The following is a 19,421-nucleotide window of genomic DNA, read 5'->3' on the forward strand; positions in this document are numbered from 1 at the left end:
CCTTATTACTGATTTGGTCTGATCACATGCAGTCATTGTGGATGCTGGTAGCCTGCGCCATGTTTGCCATTATGGGGGCCTGTGTCAAAGTGTCCGCCGATGCTGGGGCGTCGATGGCACAAATCGTTTTGTTCCGGGGTGTGCCCTCGGTCCTGCTGTTAGTGTTCTGGGCCAAGAGCCGTGGTTTGCGGCTGGCCCCTCAAAGTTGGAAGCTGCATATCCGGCGTAACGTTTCCGGGGTCAGTTCCATGTGGTTGGGTTTTCTGGCCCTGGCAAATCTGCCCTTGTCCACGGCCGTCAGCCTGAATTACACCGCTCCCTTATTTATTGCTTTCTGGATGCTGGCCTGGGGTGGCACCCAGCGCGACCCTGTGCGTCTGATTGCGGTGCTCTTGGGTTTTTTGGGTGTGATCGGTGTGCTGCGTCCCAGTATTACGCCCGATCAATGGTGGGCTGCCATGCTGGGCCTATGCGCCGGCGCTTTGAGCGCGGTGGCCATGATGCAGGTACGTGCTCTAGGACGTTCAGGTGAGCCTGAATGGCGCACCGTGCTGCTGTTTTCCTGTTTTGTCGTATGCTCCAGTCTGGTTGGCCTTTTGTGGGAAGGTTGGCGCGAACTGAGCTGGCGCGCCTGGCTGTCCCTGTTGGGCGTAGGCTTGTCTGGTTTGTTTGGGCAACTGACCATGACGCGTGCTTTTGGACTGGGTTCGGCCTTGTTGACCGCAGCCTTGCAATACACCACCATTATTTTCGCCGCCCTGATTGGTATCGCTTTCTGGGGGGATGTGCCTGACGGGGTAGCCTGGGCAGGTATGGCATTGATTATCGGGTCTGGCCTGTTGTCAGCCTGGCGCACCTACAGCGAGGATCGTATCTTGCGAGGTCAGGCCGCGGCAGCCGAGCGGGCTCCCGTCAAGGAGGCAGAACGTGTTTGAATTTCTGATTAGCGCAGAACAAGTCCAGGCCAATCTGAATAACTCAGAGTGCTTGATTCTGGATGTACGCCATGACTTGATCGACCATCAAGCAGGACGACGCGCTTATGAGCAGGGGCATATTCCAGGTGCGGTGTTTCTGGATCACGAGGTTGATCTGGCTGCTCCCAAGACCGGGCTGAATGGCCGTCATCCTTTGCCCAGTCGTCAGGTGCTGGCCCAGCTTTTGCAGCAAAGCGGCTTGCGTGACGGCATGCAGGTTGTGGTCTACGATGCCCAGGGTTCCTTGTTTGCCAGCCATATGTGGTGGATGCTGCGTTGGTTGGGGCATCCCCAGGTCGCCATTCTGGATGGTGGCTGGCAGGCCTGGCAACAACTGGGCGGAGCCCAAGAAAGCGGCCCGGCTAGGCCCGCCCCGGCAGCGGCTGAATTGAGCATCCCTGAACAGGCGGCCATGCCTACCGTGCAAACGGATCAGGTACTGAAGAACCTGTCCAAACCTATTTTCACCGTGCTGGATGCGCGCGCTGCCGAACGATATCGCGGAGATGTGGAACCGATGGACCCGGTCGCGGGTCATATCCCCGACGCGTTGAACCGTTCGCACCTTAATAATCTGGATGAACAAGGGCGCTTCAAGCCGGCTGAGCAGCTACGTCAGGAGTATCAGGACTTGCTGGGGACGATTTCGGCAGAGATGGTGGTCCATCAGTGTGGTTCGGGTATTACGGCTTGTCACAATCTTTTTGCCATGGAATTGGCAGGGCTGTCTGGCTCTCGCATTTATCCAGGCTCCTGGAGTGAATGGGTCAGTGACGCCAGCCGGCCTGTTGCGCGCAGCTAGTCAAAGGCAAGAGACTTCTGGTGCTGAGAAAGCCGCCCCAAAGCGGCTTTTTTACTGTCAGGTGACTCTAAGGCTCGGCGCCCCCGGTAAAAAGCGTCCTCGTGGGAGGGCGGCAAGCCACAGGCTCCCGTACAATGCCACATCCAATTGTGGCCTCAGGTAGTCCGGACGGCCCTCATTGATCAGGAATAGTTATGGTTAAATCTCGCGATGATAATCAAAGTGCCCAGGCGCCAGACCAGCAGGATTTTGAGTCCGCTCTGGCGCAATTGGAAGCGCTGGTCGCTCGCATGGAAAGCGGGGCGCTGCCGCTGGAGCAGGCTTTGCAGGCTTACGAGCAGGGTGTGGAGTTAGCCCAATTGTGTCAGCGCAAACTAGACCTTGCCCAGGAACAGGTCAGTGTATTGCAGGGCAATCTGCTGCGTCCCTTGTCGGGGGATGAGGCTGTTGGAGATAGTTAAGATGAGTTCTACCAGTTTTTCTGATTGGCTGCAGGCGCGGGTTGAGCAAACTGAGACCGTACTGGATCAGTCCTTGCCCCCTGTCAGCCAGGAACCTGCTCGTTTGCACGAAGCCATGCGCTATAGTGTGCTGGGTGGTGGCAAGCGTGTGCGTGCTGCCTTGGTCTATGCCGCAGGCGAGGCCGCCCTGCAAGGCAAGCCTATGGCGGCTGCCCAACTGAAAGCATTGGAGCTGGCTGCGGCGGCGGTGGAGTTGATTCACGCCTACTCGCTGGTTCATGATGATTTGCCTTGCATGGACGACGATAAATTGCGTCGTGGTCGCCCAACTACCCATGTCCAGTTTGATGAAGCCTGCGCCATGCTGGCAGGCGATGCCTTACAGCCCTTGGCCTTCGAGCTGTTGGCGCAAATGCCGATTGCCCCTGCCTTGATCGTGCAAGCCATTACCCAATTGGCTCAGGCTGCGGGCAGTGCCGGCATGGCTGGTGGTCAGGCGATTGATTGTGAAAGCGTGGGCATTGCCCTGGACCGCGATCAACTGCAAGAAATGCACAGCATGAAAACCGGCGCCATGTTGCAGGCCAGCGTGTTGTTGGGTGGTATTGTGGCGGGTGCCTCATCCACTGTACGTAATGGTTTGGAAGAGTATGCCCAGGCCGTCGGTCTGGCTTTCCAGGTCGTGGACGATATTCTGGATGTGACAGCCGATACCGCCACGCTGGGCAAGACAGCCGGTAAAGATGCGGCCGATAACAAGCCTACCTATGTCTCCATCCTGGGTATGGACGGATCGCGCGAGTTGCTCGGTGCCCTGAATGAGCAGGCTCAGTTGGCTTTGCGTCCCTTGGGGCCTGCCGCTGCGCGCCTGATGCAACTGGCTGACTATATCGTGGGCCGCAATCATTAAGCGACGTGGGCCTGTGCTACTTTGGCACAGGCCGCGAAGCGTTTTACAATAGCCGATTGGCGATTGTCTTTGGACAGTCGTTTCACTTATTTGCCCGGATAGACGTCTTTAGTATGACAACCGTTTCCCTAGAGCAGATTCAGTCTCCCGCCGACTTGCGCCAGCTTGATCAACGTGATCTTCCCGAGCTGGCACGACAACTGCGCGAGTTTGTTCTGCAGTCCGTATCCAAAACCGGTGGGCATTTGTCGTCCAATCTGGGCACGGTTGAATTGACCACCGCCTTGCACTATGTGTTCGAGACGCCCCATGACCGTATCGTGTGGGATGTGGGTCATCAGTCCTATCCGCACAAGATTCTGACTGGCCGGCGCGATCAGATGGGAAGCTTGCGTCAGCAAGATGGCATCTCCGGTTTCCCCAAGCGTTCCGAGTCTGAGTACGACGACTTTGGCACCGCACATTCCTCGACCTCGATTTCCGCGGTATTGGGTATGGCCGTGGCCTCGCGCAATGCCGGGATCGAGCGTCAGCACATTGCCGTGATCGGCGATGGGGCGATGACCGCTGGCATGGCCTTTGAAGCCCTGAACAATGCCGGTGTCACCCCCGATGTGAATGTGCTGGTGGTGCTGAACGACAATGACATGTCGATCTCCCCGCCGGTAGGTGCCCTGAACCATTATCTGGCTCGCCTGATGTCGGGCCGCTTTTACGCCGCTGCCAAGAATGTGGGCCGTGCTGTCTTGCAGCATGTGCCGCCCGTTCTGGATCTGGCTCGCAAGTTTGAAGGCCATGCCAAGGGGATTTTGTCTCCGGCCACGCTATTTGAAGAGCTGGGCTTTAATTACGTAGGCCCGATTGACGGCCATGATCTGGACGCGCTGGTCTCTACCTTGAGCAATCTGCGTGATCTGGGTGGTTTGCAGTTCCTGCATGTGGTGACCCGTAAAGGGCAGGGTTACAAGCTGGCCGAGGCAGACCCGGTGCTCTACCACGGCCCTGGCAAGTTCGATCCTTCGGTGGGTTTGGTTAAGCCAACGACCAAGCCGCGCCCGACGTTTACGCAGATCTTTGGCCAGTGGTTGTGCGATATGGCCAAGCAGGACCAGCGCCTATACGGTATTACCCCTGCCATGCGTGAAGGCAGTGGCATGGTGGAGTTCGAGCAGCAGTTTCCCCGTCGTTATTTTGATGTGGGTATCGCCGAACAGCACGCCGTTACGTTTGCGGGTGGCTTGGCCTGTGAAGGACAAAAACCTGTTGTGGCGATTTACTCCACTTTCTTGCAGCGTGGCTACGATCAACTGATTCACGACGTGGCTTTGCAGAATCTGGATGTTACGTTTGCGTTGGACCGTGCCGGTATTGTGGGCGCAGACGGGGCAACGCACGCCGGTAATTACGACATCGCCTTTTTGCGCTGCATTCCAAACATGGTGGTCGCCGCCCCGTCGGACGAGAACGAAACCCGCTTGTTGCTGACCTGTTGCTACCAGCATCCAGGCCCCAGCTCGGTGCGCTATCCTCGTGGAGCAGGTATCGGTGCTGAAGTAGACCAGGCGCTGAACACTGTGCCGCTGGGCAAGGCCAATTTGCGTCGCCAAGGCAAGAATCTGGCCATTTTGGCTTTCGGACCCGTGTTGCACGAGGCCCTGAAAGCGGCCGAGGTTCTGGACGCTACCGTGGTGGATATGCGTTTTGTGAAACCCATGGACGAAGCCTTGCTGCAAGAGCTGGCACAAAGCCATCAGGCTTTTGTGACGGTGGAAGAAGGCTGTTTGATGGGTGGCGCAGGCAGCGCGGTACTGGAGTTTGTCAGCCGTGATGCGCTGGTGATGCCCGTGCTGCAACTGGGCTACCCTGACGAGTTCATTGACCACGGTGATCAGAAGAAAATAGCTCAGGATCTGGGTCTGGATGCCGCAGGCATCGAGCGTTCAATTCGTGAGCGTTTCTCAAGTTTGTTTGAGGTGTAAGGCAATTGCGACGTATTTGAGGTGTTAAATACCCCAATATGCGTGTTCTTGCTAAGGTTATCGAAGCTCGCTTGCTATAAGCGTAAGATAATAATTCATTATTGTTTTTATTTGCGGTTGCGGCTTTGTCGTGGCTGAACCTGATGGATATGAATACAGTGTCGGAATCGCCTTTGGCCATGCCAGATGTGCAAAGCAGCATGGATACACGCCGTGTTGCGATTCAGCGCGTGGGTGTGCGCGGGGTGCGGCATCCGATGATGCTGGACCTGCAGGGGCAGGCCGTGCCCACCGTGGCGCAATGGGAGTTGACGGTGGCCTTGCCGCCCGAAGAAAAAGGCACCCATATGTCGCGCTTTGTGGCTTTGCTGGAAGAGTATCGTCGTCAAGCCATGACGCCTGCCGGTTTTGTGCAGATGGCCCAGACCATGTTGCCCTTGCTCGGTGCCGGGCGTGGTGACATGACGGCCACCTTCCCCGTGTTTCTGGAAAAAGTGGCGCCCGTATCGGGAGTAGCCAGCCTGATGGATTACACCGTTAGCTGGACGGCGCGCGTCGGTGTGGATGCCCAGCCCGAATTTGAATTATCTGTGCTGGTTCCCGTCACCAGCCTGTGCCCGTGCTCCAAGGCAATTTCAGAGTACGGTGCCCATAATCAACGCTCGCACGTCACTGTGCAGGCCGTGTTTGCGGATCCGGCTGCGCTGGATTTGCCTACGCTGATCAAGTCGGTTGAAGAACAGGCGTCCTGTCAGCTGTGGGGCTTGCTCAAGCGCACTGACGAAAAATACGTCACCGAATACGCTTACGACAATCCTAAGTTTGTCGAAGACCTGGTGCGTGATGTGGCCGTCAGTGTGCGTAGCCTGCCCGGAGTGTTGCGTTATAGCATCGAAGCCGAGAATTTTGAGTCGATTCATAATCACTCTGCCTACGCAAGCGTGCAGGGTTAAGGCTTTTGGCTTGTCAGCCAGCCTTTCTTGGTGCTAATATCTATGGTTTCTTGCTCGACCCGGATTGAATGGGCGGGCTGTCGCGCTTGGTGCCTGACTGTGTTTGCAGTAGGTAGTAGGCGATATCCACAAGGAGTTGTTCCATGCGTCACTACGAAGTAGTGTTCATTGTGCATCCCGATCAAAGCGAGCAAGTGCCCGCCATGATCGAGCGCTATTCGGCGATTGTTACTTCCGAAGGCGGTGCTATTCATCGTCTGGAAGACTGGGGCCGCCGTCAACTGGCTTACCCAATCCAGAAACTGGTCAAGGCTCACTACGTGTGCCTGAACATCGAATGCGGTCAGTCCACCTTGGACGAACTGGAGCATTCCTTCCGCTACAACGACGCTATCTTGCGTTACCTCGTCGCTGGCACGAAGAAAGCCCCTGAAGGCGCTTCGGTCATGATGAAGTCCGTCGAACGCGAAGAAGCACGTAAAGCAAGTACTGAAGCCAGCGCTCCTGCAGCCGCTGACGCTGAAGCTCAAGCTGAAGAGTAATAGCTCCGACTGCGTGAACCAGTTCTCTCTTGCCGGTCAGCTTATCGACATCAAGCCCTTGCGTTATACGCCGGCGGGTGTCCCAGCTCTGGAGTTGGTTCTGGAACACGAATCTTCCGTAATGGAAGCCGGTCACTCCCGGCAAATCGCTTTGACGATGCAGGCAGTGGCTCTGGGAAATAATGCATTGGGTCTGGCAGACACTCCTTTGGGAGCCCGTTTGCAACTACAAGGTTTTATTGCCCCCGCCCGTAAAGGCTCGACGCGTCTGGTGCTGCATATACAGCACTACCAGCGCCACTTTCCGGGACAAGGCTCTGTTACGGTTTGACTGGTCTGGCTCGATCGTCGCGAAGTGTTCAACACCTCGCTTCACACTGAATTCTTCCGGGTATAGCCCGGTTACTAACGAGGCACAAAATGGCTTTCCGTAGAGGCAAAGACAAAAAACGCAAATTTGCACAACAGAACCCACTGTTCAAACGCCGCAAGTTCTGCCGCTTCACCGTCGCTGGCGTTGAAGAAATTGATTACAAAGATCTGGACACCCTGCGTGATTTCATCCAGGAAAATGGCAAGATCATCCCTGCACGTTTGACGGGCACCAAAGCCCACTACCAGCGTCAGCTGGACACCGCTGTCAAGCGCGCTCGTTTCCTGGCTCTGTTGCCGTACACCGACAACCACAAATAATCCAGAGGAACCTTAGTCATGCAAGTTATTTTGCTCGAAAAAGTCGCCAACCTGGGTAATCTGGGTGACGTTGTGCGCGTACGTGATGGTTACGCCCGTAATTTCCTGCTGCCACGCAAAGTTGCCCGCCGTGCTACGGCTGCTGCTCTGCAAGAGTTCGAAGCACGTCGTGCCGAACTGGAGAAGCTGCAAGCTGAAAAGCTGGCCGCTGCTCAGGCTCAAAACGAAAAGCTGAACGGCCAAACTTTCACCCTGGTTCAAAAAGCCGGCGTGGACGGTCGTCTGTTCGGTTCCGTGACCACCATGGACATCGCCAATGCATTGCAAAATGCGGGCTTTGCCGACCTGGTCAAGACTCAGGTTCGTCTGCCCGACGGCCACCTGAAAGCCGTTGGCGAGTACTCCGTTCAGGTTGCTCTGCACCCTGACGTGACTGCTGAAATCAACGTTGTGGTTCAAGGCGACGTAGCCTAAGACTAGTGCGTTGACGCATGGTACATTCCTTCATGGGGTGTATCTGCCAAGCTAAGAAAAAGCCGGTGCAAGCCGGCTTTTTTGTTTTCTCTTCGTTCAGTCCGAGTAGCGCCAGCACGCCTGCCGCGTGGCTGTGTCCTCGTCTTCGGTCTTGTCAGCCCACTACGCTGTTGAGCCTGACTGTTCTGCCCCCAGATACACGTTTAAGACCGCACAACAGATCCTGTTGGCTGCGGCGTCGATTTTTTTCCTTGATTTGAAGGTATATGCATGGAAAGCAAGTCAGCCAAATCCGATTCAACATTGGATTACCTGAGGGTCCCGCCTCATTCCATTGAGGCGGAGCAGTCGGTGCTCGGTGGCTTGTTGCTCGATAATGCCGCGTTTGACCGAGTGGCCGACATTGTCACCGACGAGGACTTTTATCGTTTTGATCACAAGCTGATCTGGCAACACATTACCCGTTTGATTGGTCTGGCTCGTCCTGCCGACGTGGTCACGGTGTTCGAGTCCCTGTCGGTTGCGGGCAAGCAGGAAGAGGTGGGCGGCCTGGCGTATCTGAATGCCCTGGCCCACAACACGCCATCGGCTGCCAACATTCGTCGCTACGCCGAAATCGTGCGCGAGCGCTCCACGCTGCGCAAGCTGGTCACAGTAGCTGATGATATTTCCTCAGCTGCGTTTAACCCTCAGGGCAAGGAAGCCCGCCAGATTCTGGATGAAGCGGAAACCCGCGTGTTTCAGATCGCTCAGGAAGGGGCGCGCGGCTCTCAGGGTTTTCTGGAAATCCAGCCTTTGCTCAGCCAAGTGGTAGAGCGTATTGACGAGCTCTACCATCGTGAAGGCGACTCGGAAGTGACCGGGGTGCCTACGGGTTTTGTGGATCTGGACAAGATGACCTCGGGCCTGCAAGCCGGTGACCTGGTGATTGTGGCGGGTCGTCCTTCCATGGGTAAAACCTCGTTCTCCATGAACATTGGCGAACACGTAGCCATTGCCCAGGGTTTGCCGGTGGCCGTGTTTTCCATGGAAATGGGCGCGGTGCAGTTGGCTATGCGTATGGTGGGCTCGGTCGGTTTGCTGGACCAGCACCGCATGCGTACCGGCAAGCTGACTGCCGATGATTGGCCGCGCTTGACGCACGCGGTGCAGCAGGTGCAGGAAGCCCAGATTTACATTGATGAAACGCCCGGTCTGTCCTCCATGGAAGTGCGGGCGCGGGCTCGACGATTGGCGCGGCAGTGTGGCCAGCTTGGCTTGATCATCATCGACTATTTGCAGCTGATGTCCTCAAGCGGTGGCGAAAACCGGGCAACGGAAATTTCTGAAATCAGTCGTTCCTTGAAAGGCTTGGCCAAAGAGCTGAACTGTCCCTTGATTGCCTTGTCGCAGTTGAACCGAAGTCTGGAACAGCGGCCCAACAAGCGTCCTGTGATGAGTGACTTGCGGGAGTCGGGTGCTATTGAGCAGGATGCGGACTTGATCTTGTTTATTTACCGTGACGAGGTCTACAACCCTGACTCACCCGACAAGGGCACGGCAGAAATCATTATTGGTAAGCAGCGTAACGGTCCTATTGGTTCGGTTCGTCTGACCTTTGCTGGCGCCAGTACGCGCTTTTTGGATTACATGCCGACGTAGTAAAGATTGGTATGCGATGCCTACTCGCTGGTGAGTGTTGCTAGGCATCGGGAGCGGGCTACCGCAGAAGAATCAAGGGGAGGCATTTGCCTCCCCTTTGTTATGTTTTACCGGATCAGAGGCAGACCATCAGCAGCAAACGCCACCGGCTCGGCTGGGAGTGGGCTTGTTCTGGCCCTGGAAGGGTGAATCTGAGTTTTGTTGTCCACAGCCTGCAAGCAGGAGAGAAGCCGGCGCGCTGGAGGTTTGGCGATTGATGGGCATAGATAGGCTAGGAGGCTGTTTAAACAGCCTCAATGCCTTTTTAATCTCCGCTGCGGGCAGCTAGTCTTTTCGCCAGCCACGCGCACACCAGTAGTTGCCACTGGTGAAACAGCATGATCGGCAAGATGATGGGCCCGACCATAGCACTGGGGAAAATGACATTGGCAATCGGGATGCCGCTGCTCAGGCTTTTATTGGAGCCGCACATCAGCAGGCTGACTCGGTCCTCAAAGGAAAAGCCCAGCCAGCGCCCCAGGTTCCAGGCCAGCACTTGCGCCAAGGTCAGCAGAACGGCGTTGGACAGTACAATCAGCCCTAGGGCACTGAGCGGGGTGGAGGACCATAGACCGCCCACCACCGCGCCTGAAAAGGCCGTATACACCACCAGCAGGATGGATCCCTGATCCACGACTTTCAGCAGTTGCTGACGTTTCATCACCCAGGCCCCTATCAAGGGACGCAGCAGATGCCCGAAGACAAAGGGGAAAAACAGTTGCAGCATGATCTTCCCCACCGCCTCCAGCGACACCGTTGCCTGGGCGCTGGTCGCGCCGGCCAACATGATGCCGACCAGCAGGGGAGTGATGAATACGCCCAGCAAGGTAGAAGCAGAGGCACTGCAAATTGAAACCGGTACGTTGCCACGTGCCATTGCTGTCAGGGCTACCGCAGACTGCACGGTGCTGGGCAGACAAGCCAGAAACAGAACTCCCAGGTACAGATTGTCTGTCAGCCAGGGACGCAGTACGGCGGCCACGCCACTACCCAGAATAGGGAAGAGCACAAAGGTGACGGACAGAATCAGCAGGTGCAAACGCCAGTGGGACAAGCCACCCCAGATAGCCTCGCGTGATAGGCGGGCACCATGCAGAAAGAACAGCAGGGCAATCGCAATCTGTGTGATGTGTTGAAACAAAGGCACGCCCCAGCCTTGGGCGGGCAGCAGACTGGCAAGCGCAACCGTGGCAAACAGTTTCAGCAAAAACGGGTCAATCGGTAAACGCTTGATCATGCTTGGTGAGCGCTCATGGAAAGCGCCATACGGTAGGCATAGCCCAGGGAGGAAGCATCAGCCTTGCCCTGTCCGGCAATGTCGTATGCCGTGCCATGGTCCACACTGGTGCGGATAAAGGGCAGGCCCACGGTTACGTTCACGCCTTCGTCCAGACCCAGCAGCTTGATGGGGATCAGGCCTTGGTCATGGTATTGGGCCACCACAATATCGAACTCCCCCTGACGTGCTCGCATGAAAATCGTATCGCCGGGCCAGGGGCCGCTGGCCTGGATGCCTTCGGCGCGGGCTTGTTCAATCGCCGGTGTGATCTGTTCTCTATCTTCCAGGCCAAATTTGCCGCCTTCACCAGCATGGGGGTTTAAACCGGCCACCGCCACACGGGGTTTGGCGATTCCGGCCTGGGTGCAGGCCAATTGTGCCAGCCGTATGGTTTGCAGCACGCGCGCTTTCGTAATCAGGGAGGGGACGCGTGCCAGCGGTTCATGAATGGTGACCAGAATGGAGCGCAAGTGCTCGTTGGCCAGCATCATGGCGTAGTGCTCGGTGTGGCTGCGCTCGGCCAGAATCTCGGTATGGCCGGGGGCATCGATACCGCCTTTTTGCATGGCCAGCTTATTCAGCGGGGCGGTGACGATGGCACGGATCAGGCCAGCCTGGGCATCATCAATGGCGTGGCACAGGTATTCGTAGGCACCACGTCCAGCCAGGGCGTGAACTTCGCCATAGGGCAGATCTTCGGGCAGGGCTTGCCAGCGATTCAGTACGGCAATGACCCCTTTGGGCGTGCAAACGGGTTGCTTTACTTCTTCGACCCGCCAGTCCTGGGCAGCGCCAATCAGAGTCAAGGCACGACGCATTGCACCCGGATCGCCATACACGACGGCCGGGTGGGGCAAACCTTCAACCATCAGACGGGCGATAATTTCCGGGCCTATGCCAGCGGCATCGCCCATGGTAAGCCCGATGGGCTGTGCGGTACGTTTCATAACAGTCATTAAAAATCCCCCATGCTGCATCTTCGATCGGCTTGTTGATCGTGGTGTAGCTTGGCGGTAAAAAAAAACCGGGTTCAAGACCCGGTTTGAGTGAGTAGAGATTCGGTTTAGAGTGCGTCGCTGGCGTAATCGGCCAGACGGGAGCGCTCACCACGTTGCAAGGTAATGTGGCCTGCATGCGGCCAGCCTTTGAATCGGTCTACTACGTAGGTCAGTCCCGAACTGCCCTCGGTCAGGTAGGGCGTGTCGATCTGGGCAATATTGCCCAGGCAGACGATTTTAGTTCCAGGGCCGGCCCGCGTCACCAGTGTTTTCATCTGCTTGGGTGTCAGGTTCTGCGCCTCGTCGATGATCAGAAACTTGTTCATGAAGGTACGGCCACGCATGAAGCTCAGGGATTTGACCTTGATCTTGGAGCGCACCAGTTCCATGGTGGAGTTGCGAGGAGCCTCAGTGCCTTGGGGATTGCTCAGGTTGCCGGAGGACTTACCGGTGCCCAGGTGCAGGACTTCCAGGTTGTCTTCCAGGGCCCCCATCCAGGGCTGCATTTTCTCTTCTTCAGTACCAGGCAGAAAACCGATGTCATCACCCACGGGCACCGTGGCACGGGTAATGATGATTTCGTTGTAGCGCTTGGTCTCCAGGGTCTGGGTCAGCGCACTGGCCAGGGCCAACAGCGTTTTACCCGTACCGGCATGACCGAGCAGGGAGATGAAATCAAAATCCGGGTTCATCAACAGGTTCAGGGCAAAGTTCTGTTCGCGGTTGCGAGCCGTAATACCCCAGACATTGTTTTTGCCGTGGCTGTAGTCGCGCAAGGTCGCCAGTACTGCAGTATTGCCGGCGGTCTCACGTACCTGGGCATACAAGGGATCATCGCCTTCGGTAAACACGAACTGGTTGACCATGAACTGGCTGCATAGCGGCCCGCTGATGCGGTAGAAGGTGGTGCCCCCCTGCTGCCAGGACTCCATGTTCTTGCCGTGTTTGGTCCAGAAGTTGTCCGGCAAGGGCATGACACCGTCATACAGCAAGTCGGAGTCATCCAGCACGTGATCGTGGCGGTAGTCTTCGGCCAGCAGGCCCAGGGCCTTGGCTTTCAGGCGCATATTGATGTCTTTGGACACCAGGACCACTTCGCGCTTGGGCATGCTTTGGGTCAGGGCATTGACCACGGCCAAAATTGCGTTGTCAGCCTTGCCCAGCGGCAGTTGGATGGGCAGGCTGGTATCCAGGGCACTGGTCTGGAAGGTAACGGCGCCCAGCGCTTCGGTATTGCCGATGCCATCCAGATTAATGGGTTTGTCCAGACCATGATCGCCCACCAGACCTTCCAGGGATCGGCTAACCTGGCGCGCATTGCGAGCCACTTCTGACAGGCCTTTTTTCTGGTGATCCAGCTCTTCGAGCACCATCATGGGCAAGAAGATGTCGTGCTCTTCAAACTTGAACAGCGAATTGGAGTCGTGCAGTAAAACGTTGGTATCCAGCACAAACAGTTTGCGCTGAGTAGGGGCCAGACGAGTGCGTTTGCCCGACGTGTTGGTCGTGGGCTTGGGCTGCTGGACCGGACTGGCGGCGGCACTTTTGCTGGGAGCTGGCTTGGCGGCGCTGGCGGGAGCTGTTTTGGCCGCCGGCGCTGTTTTGGCAGGCGCCGTCTTTTTTGCACGTGGCTCAACAGCGGCTTTGCGGGCTGGAGCGTTGGGGCTGGCAGGAGGAGATTCGGGTTCGTCTAGTGGTACGGGTGGATCGGCAAGGATGACACTGTCATCTTTTTCGCTAAGCAGGGTTCCCAGCTTGGTGGGCAACGTTGGTAGCGGCATATAACACGTACTCCTGGTTGTGTGCCGACCCGCAGGCCGGCACGGTAAGGTTTCAGGCGGCTTGCTGGACAGCCTGTAATACAGCTTGGACGTGGCCGGGCACTTTGATGCCACGCCATTCTTGAATCAACACACCTTGGGCGTCGATCAAAAAGGTGCTGCGCTCGATGCCACGTACCTGTTTACCGTACATGTTTTTCATTTTCATGACCCCAAACAGTTCGCACAAGCGCTCGTCGGTGTCGGCAAGCAAAGGGAACGTCAGGGCTTGTTTGTCGATAAAACGTTCGTGCGAGCTGAGCGAGTCGCGCGAGGCGCCAATAATTTGCGCACCCGCCGCCTGGAACTCGGGCAGAGCGTCGCGGAAATCTTGGGACTCGGTGGTGCAGCCTGGCGTGTTGTCTTTGGGGTAAAAGTACAACACTGTCATTTTACCTTTCAGGTCAGCCGCGCTGAACTCGCCCTGGGTGGAGGGCACGGAAAAGTCGGGGATAGGGGCACCAATTTGTACGGCAGTCATGCTTTTTCCTGTATCAGTAAGGCCGCAACAACTTTGCGGCCTTCAGCCATGAGGATATTGTAGGTTCTGGCAGCGGCCTGGGTATCCATGATTTCCACACCTATGCCCCACTGCAGCATTTCCTGCGTGACAGCCGGGTGCAAAAAGTGCTGGCGCTGGCCAGTACCAATCAAAATCAGTTCGGGGGCGTTGTCCGGGCGCGCCGGCGGGGCGTCGTCCAGAAAGGCCATAGGGTCTTGCTGGACCGATTCCAGTCCCGCAATCCGGCGTAGCAGCACGGCTGTCAGCTCGGATGCGCTTTGAATGGCCAGGTCCTGAACCGGACCTTCAGGGCTAAAGAAGATGGAATGATCGTGGTTTTGAAAGTTGATCGCCACGTAGTCCTCACCGTAGGCGGTGATGGCATTCATGGCTGGATTGTGTTCGCGTTGCAGTTGCACGATGAGTCTCTCCGGTTTTCAGCTTCGATGATAGCGCAAAGCGCCAGCGTCGATGCGGCACCTGATCTGTTTGCAGTGATTCTCAGTAAGTCAATCATGGATTAAACTCTTTGATTCACTTTTACCTTTTGGTCTGGGTCTTCGCTTTTTCTCATTAAGGAATACCATGATTCGCTTTCCGCGCATCGAGCGTTTGCCGCCTTACGTGTTCAATATTACTGGCGAGCTGAAAATGGCCGCCCGCCGTCGTGGCGAGGACATTATTGATATGTCCATGGGGAACCCAGACGGAGCGACACCGGCGCACATCGTGGAAAAGCTGGTCGAGGCGGCTACCCGCCCTGACACTCATGGATATTCTGTCTCCAAAGGCATCCCGCGTCTGCGCCGCGCCGTGACCAATTGGTACGAGCGCCGCTACAATGTGCACTTGGATCCGGATAGTGAAGCGATCGTTACCATCGGTTCCAAAGAAGGCCTGGCCCACTTGATGCTGGCAACGCTGGACAAGGGCGACACTGTGCTGGTGCCCAATCCCAGTTACCCCATTCATATCTATGGTGCCGTTATTGCCGGTGCCAATATTCGTTCGGTGCCCATGATCCCCGGCGTGGATTTTTTCGAGGAAATCGAAAAAGCCGTGCGGGAGTCCATTCCCAAGCCCAAAATGATGATTCTGGGTTTTCCCAGCAATCCGACAGCCCAGTGCGTGGAACTGTCCTTTTTTGAGCGTATTGTGGCGCTGGCACGCGAGCACAATATTCTGGTGGTACATGATCTGGCCTATGCCGACATTACCTTTGACGGCTACGTGGCCCCCTCCATCATGCAAGTGGAAGGCGCGCGCGATGTAGCGGTCGAGTTTTTTACCATGAGCAAAAGCTACAATATGGCTGGCTGGCGTATTGGCTTCATGGTGGGCAATGCGTCACTGGTCAATGCTCTGGCACGTATCAAGAGCTATCACGACTACGGCACCTTCACACCGATTCAGGTGGCCGCCATTGCGGCGCTGGAAGGGCCACAAGATTGTGTCAAGGAGGTGGTGGAGCAATACCGCCGCCGTCGCGACGTATTGGCCAAGGGCCTGCATGAAGCAGGCTGGATGGTCGATGTCCCCAAGGCATCAATGTATATCTGGGCCAAGATTCCCGAGTTCTACAAGGACATCGGTTCGCTGGAGTTTGCCAAGCGCTTACTGAGCGATGCCAAAGTAGCCGTATCCCCCGGCATCGGCTTTGGTGAGTATGGCGACAACTATGTGCGCTTTGCGCTGATCGAAAACGAGCAACGTACCCGTCAGGCGGTACGCGGCATCAAAGAAATGTTCCGTAAGGACGGATTTGTTCAATGAGTCCTATCAAAGTAGGTTTGCTGGGTTTGGGTGTGGTTGGCAGCGGCACCTGGAACGTATTGAAACGCAATGCAGATGAAATCGCTCGCCGCGCCGGTCGCCGTATTGAGGTGGTCGCTATTGCTGTGCGTGACCTGGAAAAGGCACGTGCGCTGGTGGGGGACGACGTCACCCTGACCACAGACGGCATGGACGTGGTGCGCAACCCCGAGATCGATATTGTGGTCGAGCTGGTGGGGGGCGACACCTTGGCACGCGAATGGGTCATGGAAGCCATTGCTCAGGGCAAGCACGTGGTCACCGCCAACAAGGCGCTGCTGGCCAAGCATGGCAACAAGATTTTTGCCGCGGCTCACGAGCGCAGTGTCATGGTGGCATTTGAAGCCGCTGTGGCCGGTGGTATTCCTATCATCAAGGCAATTCGCGAAGGCCTGACGGCCAACCGTATTCAGTGGCTGGCCGGCATTATCAACGGCACCACCAACTACATCCTGTCCGAAATGCGCAACCGTGGCGTCAGCTTTGCTGAAGCCCTGGCCGATGCCCAGCGTCTAGGCTACGCCGAAGCTGATCCTACTTTCGACATTGAAGGGGTGGACGCGGCGCACAAGCTGAGCCTGCTGGCCTCCTTGGCCTTTGGTATTCCAGTGCAATTTAGCAAGGCCCACGTGGAAGGCATTACCAGCCTGGCACTGGAAGACCTGCAACACGCACAACGCCTGGGCTATAACATCAAGCTGCTGGGAATTACCCGTGCCCGCGAAGAAGGTATTGAGCTGCGCGTACACCCCACACTGGTTCCGCTGCAAAGCATGCTGGCCAATGTGCAAGGTGCCATGAACGCGGTGCTGGTGCATGGCGATGCTGTGGGTCAGACTGTGTACTACGGCGCTGGTGCCGGTGCCTTGCCAACCGCGTCGGCGGTGGTGGCCGATCTGGTAGACGTGACCCGTCTGCAAACCGCAGAACCCGAACACCGCGTGCCCTATCTGGCCTTCCAGCACAACGCCATGTCCGATACCCCCATCTTGCCTATGGATGAAGTGGTGTCCTCGTACTACCTGCGTTTGCGTGTGGACGATCGTCCTGGTGTTTTGGCGGATGTGGCTCGTATTCTGGCGCAAGCCTCGATCTCGATCGGTTCCATGTTCCAGGAACCGGCTGGCGAACAGGCCGATATCATCTTCCTGACGCACGAAGCGCGTGAAGGTGCCATCAATGGCGCTATCAGCCAGATTCAGAATCTGCCTTTTGTACAGTCCGCCGTGACCCGTTTGCGCGTGGAGAATCTGTAATGAATTACGTATCCACCCGTGGCGGCATGAAAGCCCAGCCATTTTCGGACATCTTGCTGGAAGGCTTGGCTCCGGATGGTGGCTTGGCCATGCCAGAAAGCTACCCTCAAGTCAGTGCAGAAACGCTGGAATCCTGGCGCGCACTGAGTTACCCCGAACTGGCCGCCAAAGTGCTGGGCTTGTTTGTCACCGATATTCCGGCGGACGAACTGTCCGCATTGACTGCACGTGCTTACGCCCCCGGCGTGTTCGATAGCGAGCAGGTGGTCCCCGTCAAGGAACTGGAGCCTGGTTTCTCTTTGTTGGGCTTGTCCCAAGGTCCAACCCTGGCTTTTAAAGACATGGCCATGCAGTTTCTGGGCCAAGTGTTCGAGTACGTACTGACACAACGCAACAGCACCCTGAACATTGTGGGCGCCACGTCTGGCGACACAGGTTCGGCGGCAGAATACGCCTTGCGCGGCAAGCGTGGCGTCAGCGTGTTCATGCTCTCGCCTTACGGTCGCATGAGTGCTTTCCAACGCGCTCAGATGTACTCCTTGCAAGACGACAACATCCACAACCTGTCGGTGAAAGGTGTGTTCGATGATTGCCAGGATATCGTCAAAGCCTTGGCTGGTGATCTGGAGTTCAAGTCCAAATGGCATCTGGGTGCCGTGAACTCCATTAACTGGGCACGTATTTCCGCTCAAGTGGTGTACTACTTCTGGGGCTGGCTGCGCAGCACGAATCAGGCTGGTCAAAAGGTGTCGTTTGCCGTTCCTTCGGGTAACTTCGGCAATATTCTGTCGGGTCACATTGCTCGCCAGATGGGTCTGCCTATCGCCAAGCTGGTTCTGGCCACCAACGAAAACAACGTGCTGGAAGAGTTCTTCCGCACGGGTGTTTATCGTCCCCGTGGTTCCGAGCAAACGTATGCCACGTCCAGCCCATCCATGGACATTTCCCGCGCCTCCAACTTCGAGCGCTTTGTGTTTGATCTGCTGGGCCGTGATGGCAGCAAGGTCAAGGCATTGTGGGAACAGTTGAGCAAAGAAGGCCAGTTCGACCTGAGCGAGCATCTGCCACGCTTCCAGGAAGAGTTCGGCTTTGTGGCCGGTGCCAGCTCGCACCAGGATCGTTTGAACACGATCGCCCAGGTGAACCAGCAGTATCAGACGCTGATCGACCCGCACACGGCAGATGCCGTCAAGGTGGCTCAGAACTTCCGCGAAGAAGGTATCCCCATGTTGGTGCTGGAAACCGCGCTGCCTGCCAAGTTCTCCGAAACGATCGAAGAAGCAATTGGTCAGCCGGCGCCAGTGCCTGAACACTTGCGTGGTCTGGCAGATTTGCCGCAAAAAGTGGTCGTGATGGATGCCGATGTCGCTCAAGTACGTCGCTACATCGAGGAACACGCCCCCACCTGATGCCAGCTACCTGCGCTGCTTCTTTGCTGGCGCAGCCATAGCGGCTAGGTAGTCGTTTCAAACCCCGATTTTGATCTTCCTGCTGGTCTGACTGATATTCAGTTTGCTCGGCAGGAAAGCAGAAATCGGGGTTTTTGCATTTTTGGCCGGTTATGCAGCAACAAGACTGGCAGGGCTGTGGCTTGGCAGCCAACTGAACTTTTTCTATCAGGCCTTCATCAAAAACACGGAATATGCGGGCATGATGTCTATGGCCTTTGGTATAGGCAGATAGGCGGCTCGTCTATCGAACATAGAGAAAGGATAGAAAAACCATGAGTAAAACGACCCACGTTAAATTACGCCCTCTGGAGCGTGAGGATTTGCGCTTTGTGCACTTGCTGGACAATAACGCCAGTGTGATGCGCTACTGGTTTGAAGAACCTTACGAAACCTATGGCGAACTGGCAGCTCTGTACGATGAGCACATTCACGATCAGCGTGAGCGCCGTTTTGTGGTGGAGTGGGAAGGGCAGCCATCGGGAGTGGTGGAACTGGTGGAAATTGATTATGTACACCGCCGCGCAGAGTTTCAGATCATTATTGCACCGGAGTTTCAGGGTAAGGGAATTGCCTCGCGGGCGACCAAGCTGGCTATCGAATACGGTTTTGGGGTGTTGAACCTGTACAAGATCGTGCTGATTGTGGACAAGGAAAACCACAAGGCTATCCATATCTATCAGAAGTTTGGTTTTCAGGTGGAAGGTGAGCTCAAGCACGAGTTCTTCATCAACGGCCAATATCGGGATGTGGTGCGTATGCGTTTGTTCCAGGCTGATTTTTTGGCAGCCAACAAGCCAGCCCAGACTTTGTTGACGCCCCTGGCGCAATAGTG

20 protein-coding genes are annotated in these 19,421 nt (G+C 56.4%); 15 read left to right on the forward strand and 5 right to left on the reverse strand.

What is annotated here, in order from left to right; genetic code table 11:
* Positions 1–26: 26 nt before the first annotated feature.
* From AC6I6N_RS12685 to AC6I6N_RS12735, 11 genes are all read left to right on the forward strand, one after another.
* Positions 27–935 carry a DMT family transporter gene (locus tag AC6I6N_RS12685; RefSeq protein ID WP_094196000.1) on the forward strand — a complete coding sequence of 303 codons (909 nt, stop codon included), beginning with the start codon at positions 27–29 and terminating at the stop codon, positions 933–935.
* On the forward strand, positions 928–1,779 hold the full coding sequence (locus tag AC6I6N_RS12690; protein WP_094196001.1) for a sulfurtransferase: 852 nt from the start codon (positions 928–930) through the stop codon (positions 1,777–1,779). The genes AC6I6N_RS12685 and AC6I6N_RS12690 overlap by 8 nt, the downstream gene beginning before the upstream one ends.
* A 194-nt stretch (positions 1,780–1,973) precedes the next feature.
* On the forward strand, positions 1,974–2,240 hold the full coding sequence (locus AC6I6N_RS12695; protein ID WP_094196002.1) for an exodeoxyribonuclease VII small subunit: 267 nt from the start codon (positions 1,974–1,976) through the stop codon (positions 2,238–2,240).
* A gap of 1 nt (position 2,241) precedes the next feature.
* Positions 2,242–3,150, forward strand: a complete 909-nt coding sequence (locus AC6I6N_RS12700; RefSeq protein WP_108727901.1) for a polyprenyl synthetase family protein — start codon at positions 2,242–2,244, stop codon at positions 3,148–3,150.
* Positions 3,151–3,263: 113 nt separating this feature from the next.
* Positions 3,264–5,129 carry a 1-deoxy-D-xylulose-5-phosphate synthase gene (dxs, locus tag AC6I6N_RS12705; protein ID WP_094196004.1) on the forward strand — a complete coding sequence of 622 codons (1,866 nt, stop codon included), beginning with the start codon at positions 3,264–3,266 and terminating at the stop codon, positions 5,127–5,129.
* Between the two features lie 149 nt (positions 5,130–5,278).
* A complete protein-coding gene (gene folE2, locus AC6I6N_RS12710; protein ID WP_094198287.1) occupies positions 5,279–6,082 on the forward strand; it encodes a GTP cyclohydrolase FolE2 in 804 nt (267 codons plus the stop codon).
* 143 nt (positions 6,083–6,225) lie between these two features.
* Positions 6,226–6,624, forward strand: a complete 399-nt coding sequence (gene rpsF / locus AC6I6N_RS12715; protein ID WP_003802446.1) for a 30S ribosomal protein S6 — start codon at positions 6,226–6,228, stop codon at positions 6,622–6,624.
* A 13-nt stretch (positions 6,625–6,637) separates the two neighbouring features.
* Positions 6,638–6,955 carry a primosomal replication protein N gene (gene priB, locus AC6I6N_RS12720; protein ID WP_094196005.1) on the forward strand — a complete coding sequence of 106 codons (318 nt, stop codon included), beginning with the start codon at positions 6,638–6,640 and terminating at the stop codon, positions 6,953–6,955.
* An 89-nt stretch (positions 6,956–7,044) separates the two neighbouring features.
* On the forward strand, positions 7,045–7,317 hold the full coding sequence (gene rpsR, locus AC6I6N_RS12725) for a 30S ribosomal protein S18 (RefSeq protein ID WP_003802444.1): 273 nt from the start codon (positions 7,045–7,047) through the stop codon (positions 7,315–7,317).
* A gap of 18 nt (positions 7,318–7,335) precedes the next feature.
* A complete protein-coding gene (gene rplI, locus AC6I6N_RS12730) occupies positions 7,336–7,791 on the forward strand; it encodes a 50S ribosomal protein L9 (protein ID WP_094196006.1) in 456 nt (151 codons plus the stop codon).
* A 270-nt stretch (positions 7,792–8,061) separates the two neighbouring features.
* A complete protein-coding gene (locus AC6I6N_RS12735) occupies positions 8,062–9,432 on the forward strand; it encodes a replicative DNA helicase (RefSeq protein WP_094196007.1) in 1,371 nt (456 codons plus the stop codon).
* A gap of 304 nt (positions 9,433–9,736) precedes the next feature.
* Here AC6I6N_RS12735 and AC6I6N_RS12740 read toward each other — a convergent pair whose 3' ends face one another.
* The 5 genes from AC6I6N_RS12740 to AC6I6N_RS12760 form a co-directional block, all read right to left on the reverse strand.
* A complete protein-coding gene (locus tag AC6I6N_RS12740; protein WP_094196008.1) occupies positions 9,737–10,708 on the reverse strand; it encodes a bile acid:sodium symporter family protein in 972 nt (323 codons plus the stop codon).
* Positions 10,705–11,697, reverse strand: coding sequence for a 4-hydroxythreonine-4-phosphate dehydrogenase PdxA (gene pdxA / locus AC6I6N_RS12745; protein WP_497943556.1), 993 nt, complete (start codon positions 11,695–11,697; stop codon positions 10,705–10,707). Before pdxA ends, AC6I6N_RS12740 begins: the two co-directional genes overlap by 4 nt.
* A gap of 116 nt (positions 11,698–11,813) precedes the next feature.
* On the reverse strand, positions 11,814–13,529 hold the full coding sequence (locus AC6I6N_RS12750) for a PhoH family protein (RefSeq protein ID WP_094196010.1): 1,716 nt from the start codon (positions 13,527–13,529) through the stop codon (positions 11,814–11,816).
* Positions 13,530–13,581: 52 nt separating this feature from the next.
* Positions 13,582–14,049, reverse strand: a complete 468-nt coding sequence (locus AC6I6N_RS12755; RefSeq protein ID WP_108727897.1) for a peroxiredoxin — start codon at positions 14,047–14,049, stop codon at positions 13,582–13,584.
* On the reverse strand, positions 14,046–14,489 hold the full coding sequence (locus tag AC6I6N_RS12760) for an Mth938-like domain-containing protein (RefSeq protein WP_094196012.1): 444 nt from the start codon (positions 14,487–14,489) through the stop codon (positions 14,046–14,048). The genes AC6I6N_RS12755 and AC6I6N_RS12760 overlap by 4 nt, the downstream gene beginning before the upstream one ends.
* A gap of 166 nt (positions 14,490–14,655) precedes the next feature.
* On the opposite strand from AC6I6N_RS12760, the gene alaC reads away from it, so the two are divergent.
* From alaC to speG, 4 genes are all read left to right on the forward strand, one after another.
* Complete coding sequence (alaC, locus tag AC6I6N_RS12765; protein WP_094196013.1) at positions 14,656–15,843, forward strand: alanine transaminase; 1,188 nt, start codon at positions 14,656–14,658, stop codon at positions 15,841–15,843.
* A complete protein-coding gene (locus AC6I6N_RS12770) occupies positions 15,840–17,138 on the forward strand; it encodes a homoserine dehydrogenase (protein ID WP_094196014.1) in 1,299 nt (432 codons plus the stop codon). The genes alaC and AC6I6N_RS12770 overlap by 4 nt, the downstream gene beginning before the upstream one ends.
* Positions 17,138–18,547, forward strand: a complete 1,410-nt coding sequence (thrC, locus tag AC6I6N_RS12775) for a threonine synthase (RefSeq protein ID WP_321268290.1) — start codon at positions 17,138–17,140, stop codon at positions 18,545–18,547. The genes AC6I6N_RS12770 and thrC overlap by 1 nt, the downstream gene beginning before the upstream one ends.
* 314 nt (positions 18,548–18,861) lie before the next feature.
* Positions 18,862–19,419: a spermidine N1-acetyltransferase gene (gene speG, locus AC6I6N_RS12780; protein ID WP_094196017.1), complete on the forward strand. Its 558-nt coding sequence runs from the start codon at positions 18,862–18,864 to the stop codon at positions 19,417–19,419.
* The last annotated feature ends 2 nt before the right edge of the window (positions 19,420–19,421 follow it).

The sequence above is a fragment of the Alcaligenes sp. LTN-3 genome, assembly GCF_059735605.1.

Coding starts and splice junctions, on each gene's coding strand:
- AC6I6N_RS12700 (WP_108727901.1), top strand. CDS start 2,242: ATGAGTTCTACCAGTTTTTCTGATTGGCTGCAGGCGCGGGTTGAGCAA.
- AC6I6N_RS12740 (WP_094196008.1), bottom strand. CDS start 10,708: ATGATCAAGCGTTTACCGATTGACCCGTTTTTGCTGAAACTGTTTGCC.
- AC6I6N_RS12750 (WP_094196010.1), bottom strand. CDS start 13,529: ATGCCGCTACCAACGTTGCCCACCAAGCTGGGAACCCTGCTTAGCGAA.
- rpsF (WP_003802446.1), top strand. CDS start 6,226: ATGCGTCACTACGAAGTAGTGTTCATTGTGCATCCCGATCAAAGCGAG.
- alaC (WP_094196013.1), top strand. CDS start 14,656: ATGATTCGCTTTCCGCGCATCGAGCGTTTGCCGCCTTACGTGTTCAAT.
- rplI (WP_094196006.1), top strand. CDS start 7,336: ATGCAAGTTATTTTGCTCGAAAAAGTCGCCAACCTGGGTAATCTGGGT.
- AC6I6N_RS12685 (WP_094196000.1), top strand. CDS start 27: ATGCAGTCATTGTGGATGCTGGTAGCCTGCGCCATGTTTGCCATTATG.
- AC6I6N_RS12735 (WP_094196007.1), top strand. CDS start 8,062: ATGGAAAGCAAGTCAGCCAAATCCGATTCAACATTGGATTACCTGAGG.
- speG (WP_094196017.1), top strand. CDS start 18,862: ATGAGTAAAACGACCCACGTTAAATTACGCCCTCTGGAGCGTGAGGAT.
- folE2 (WP_094198287.1), top strand. CDS start 5,279: ATGAATACAGTGTCGGAATCGCCTTTGGCCATGCCAGATGTGCAAAGC.
- rpsR (WP_003802444.1), top strand. CDS start 7,045: ATGGCTTTCCGTAGAGGCAAAGACAAAAAACGCAAATTTGCACAACAG.
- AC6I6N_RS12695 (WP_094196002.1), top strand. CDS start 1,974: ATGGTTAAATCTCGCGATGATAATCAAAGTGCCCAGGCGCCAGACCAG.
- AC6I6N_RS12770 (WP_094196014.1), top strand. CDS start 15,840: ATGAGTCCTATCAAAGTAGGTTTGCTGGGTTTGGGTGTGGTTGGCAGC.
- dxs (WP_094196004.1), top strand. CDS start 3,264: ATGACAACCGTTTCCCTAGAGCAGATTCAGTCTCCCGCCGACTTGCGC.
- thrC (WP_321268290.1), top strand. CDS start 17,138: ATGAATTACGTATCCACCCGTGGCGGCATGAAAGCCCAGCCATTTTCG.
- pdxA (WP_497943556.1), bottom strand. CDS start 11,697: ATGAAACGTACCGCACAGCCCATCGGGCTTACCATGGGCGATGCCGCT.
- AC6I6N_RS12755 (WP_108727897.1), bottom strand. CDS start 14,049: ATGACTGCCGTACAAATTGGTGCCCCTATCCCCGACTTTTCCGTGCCC.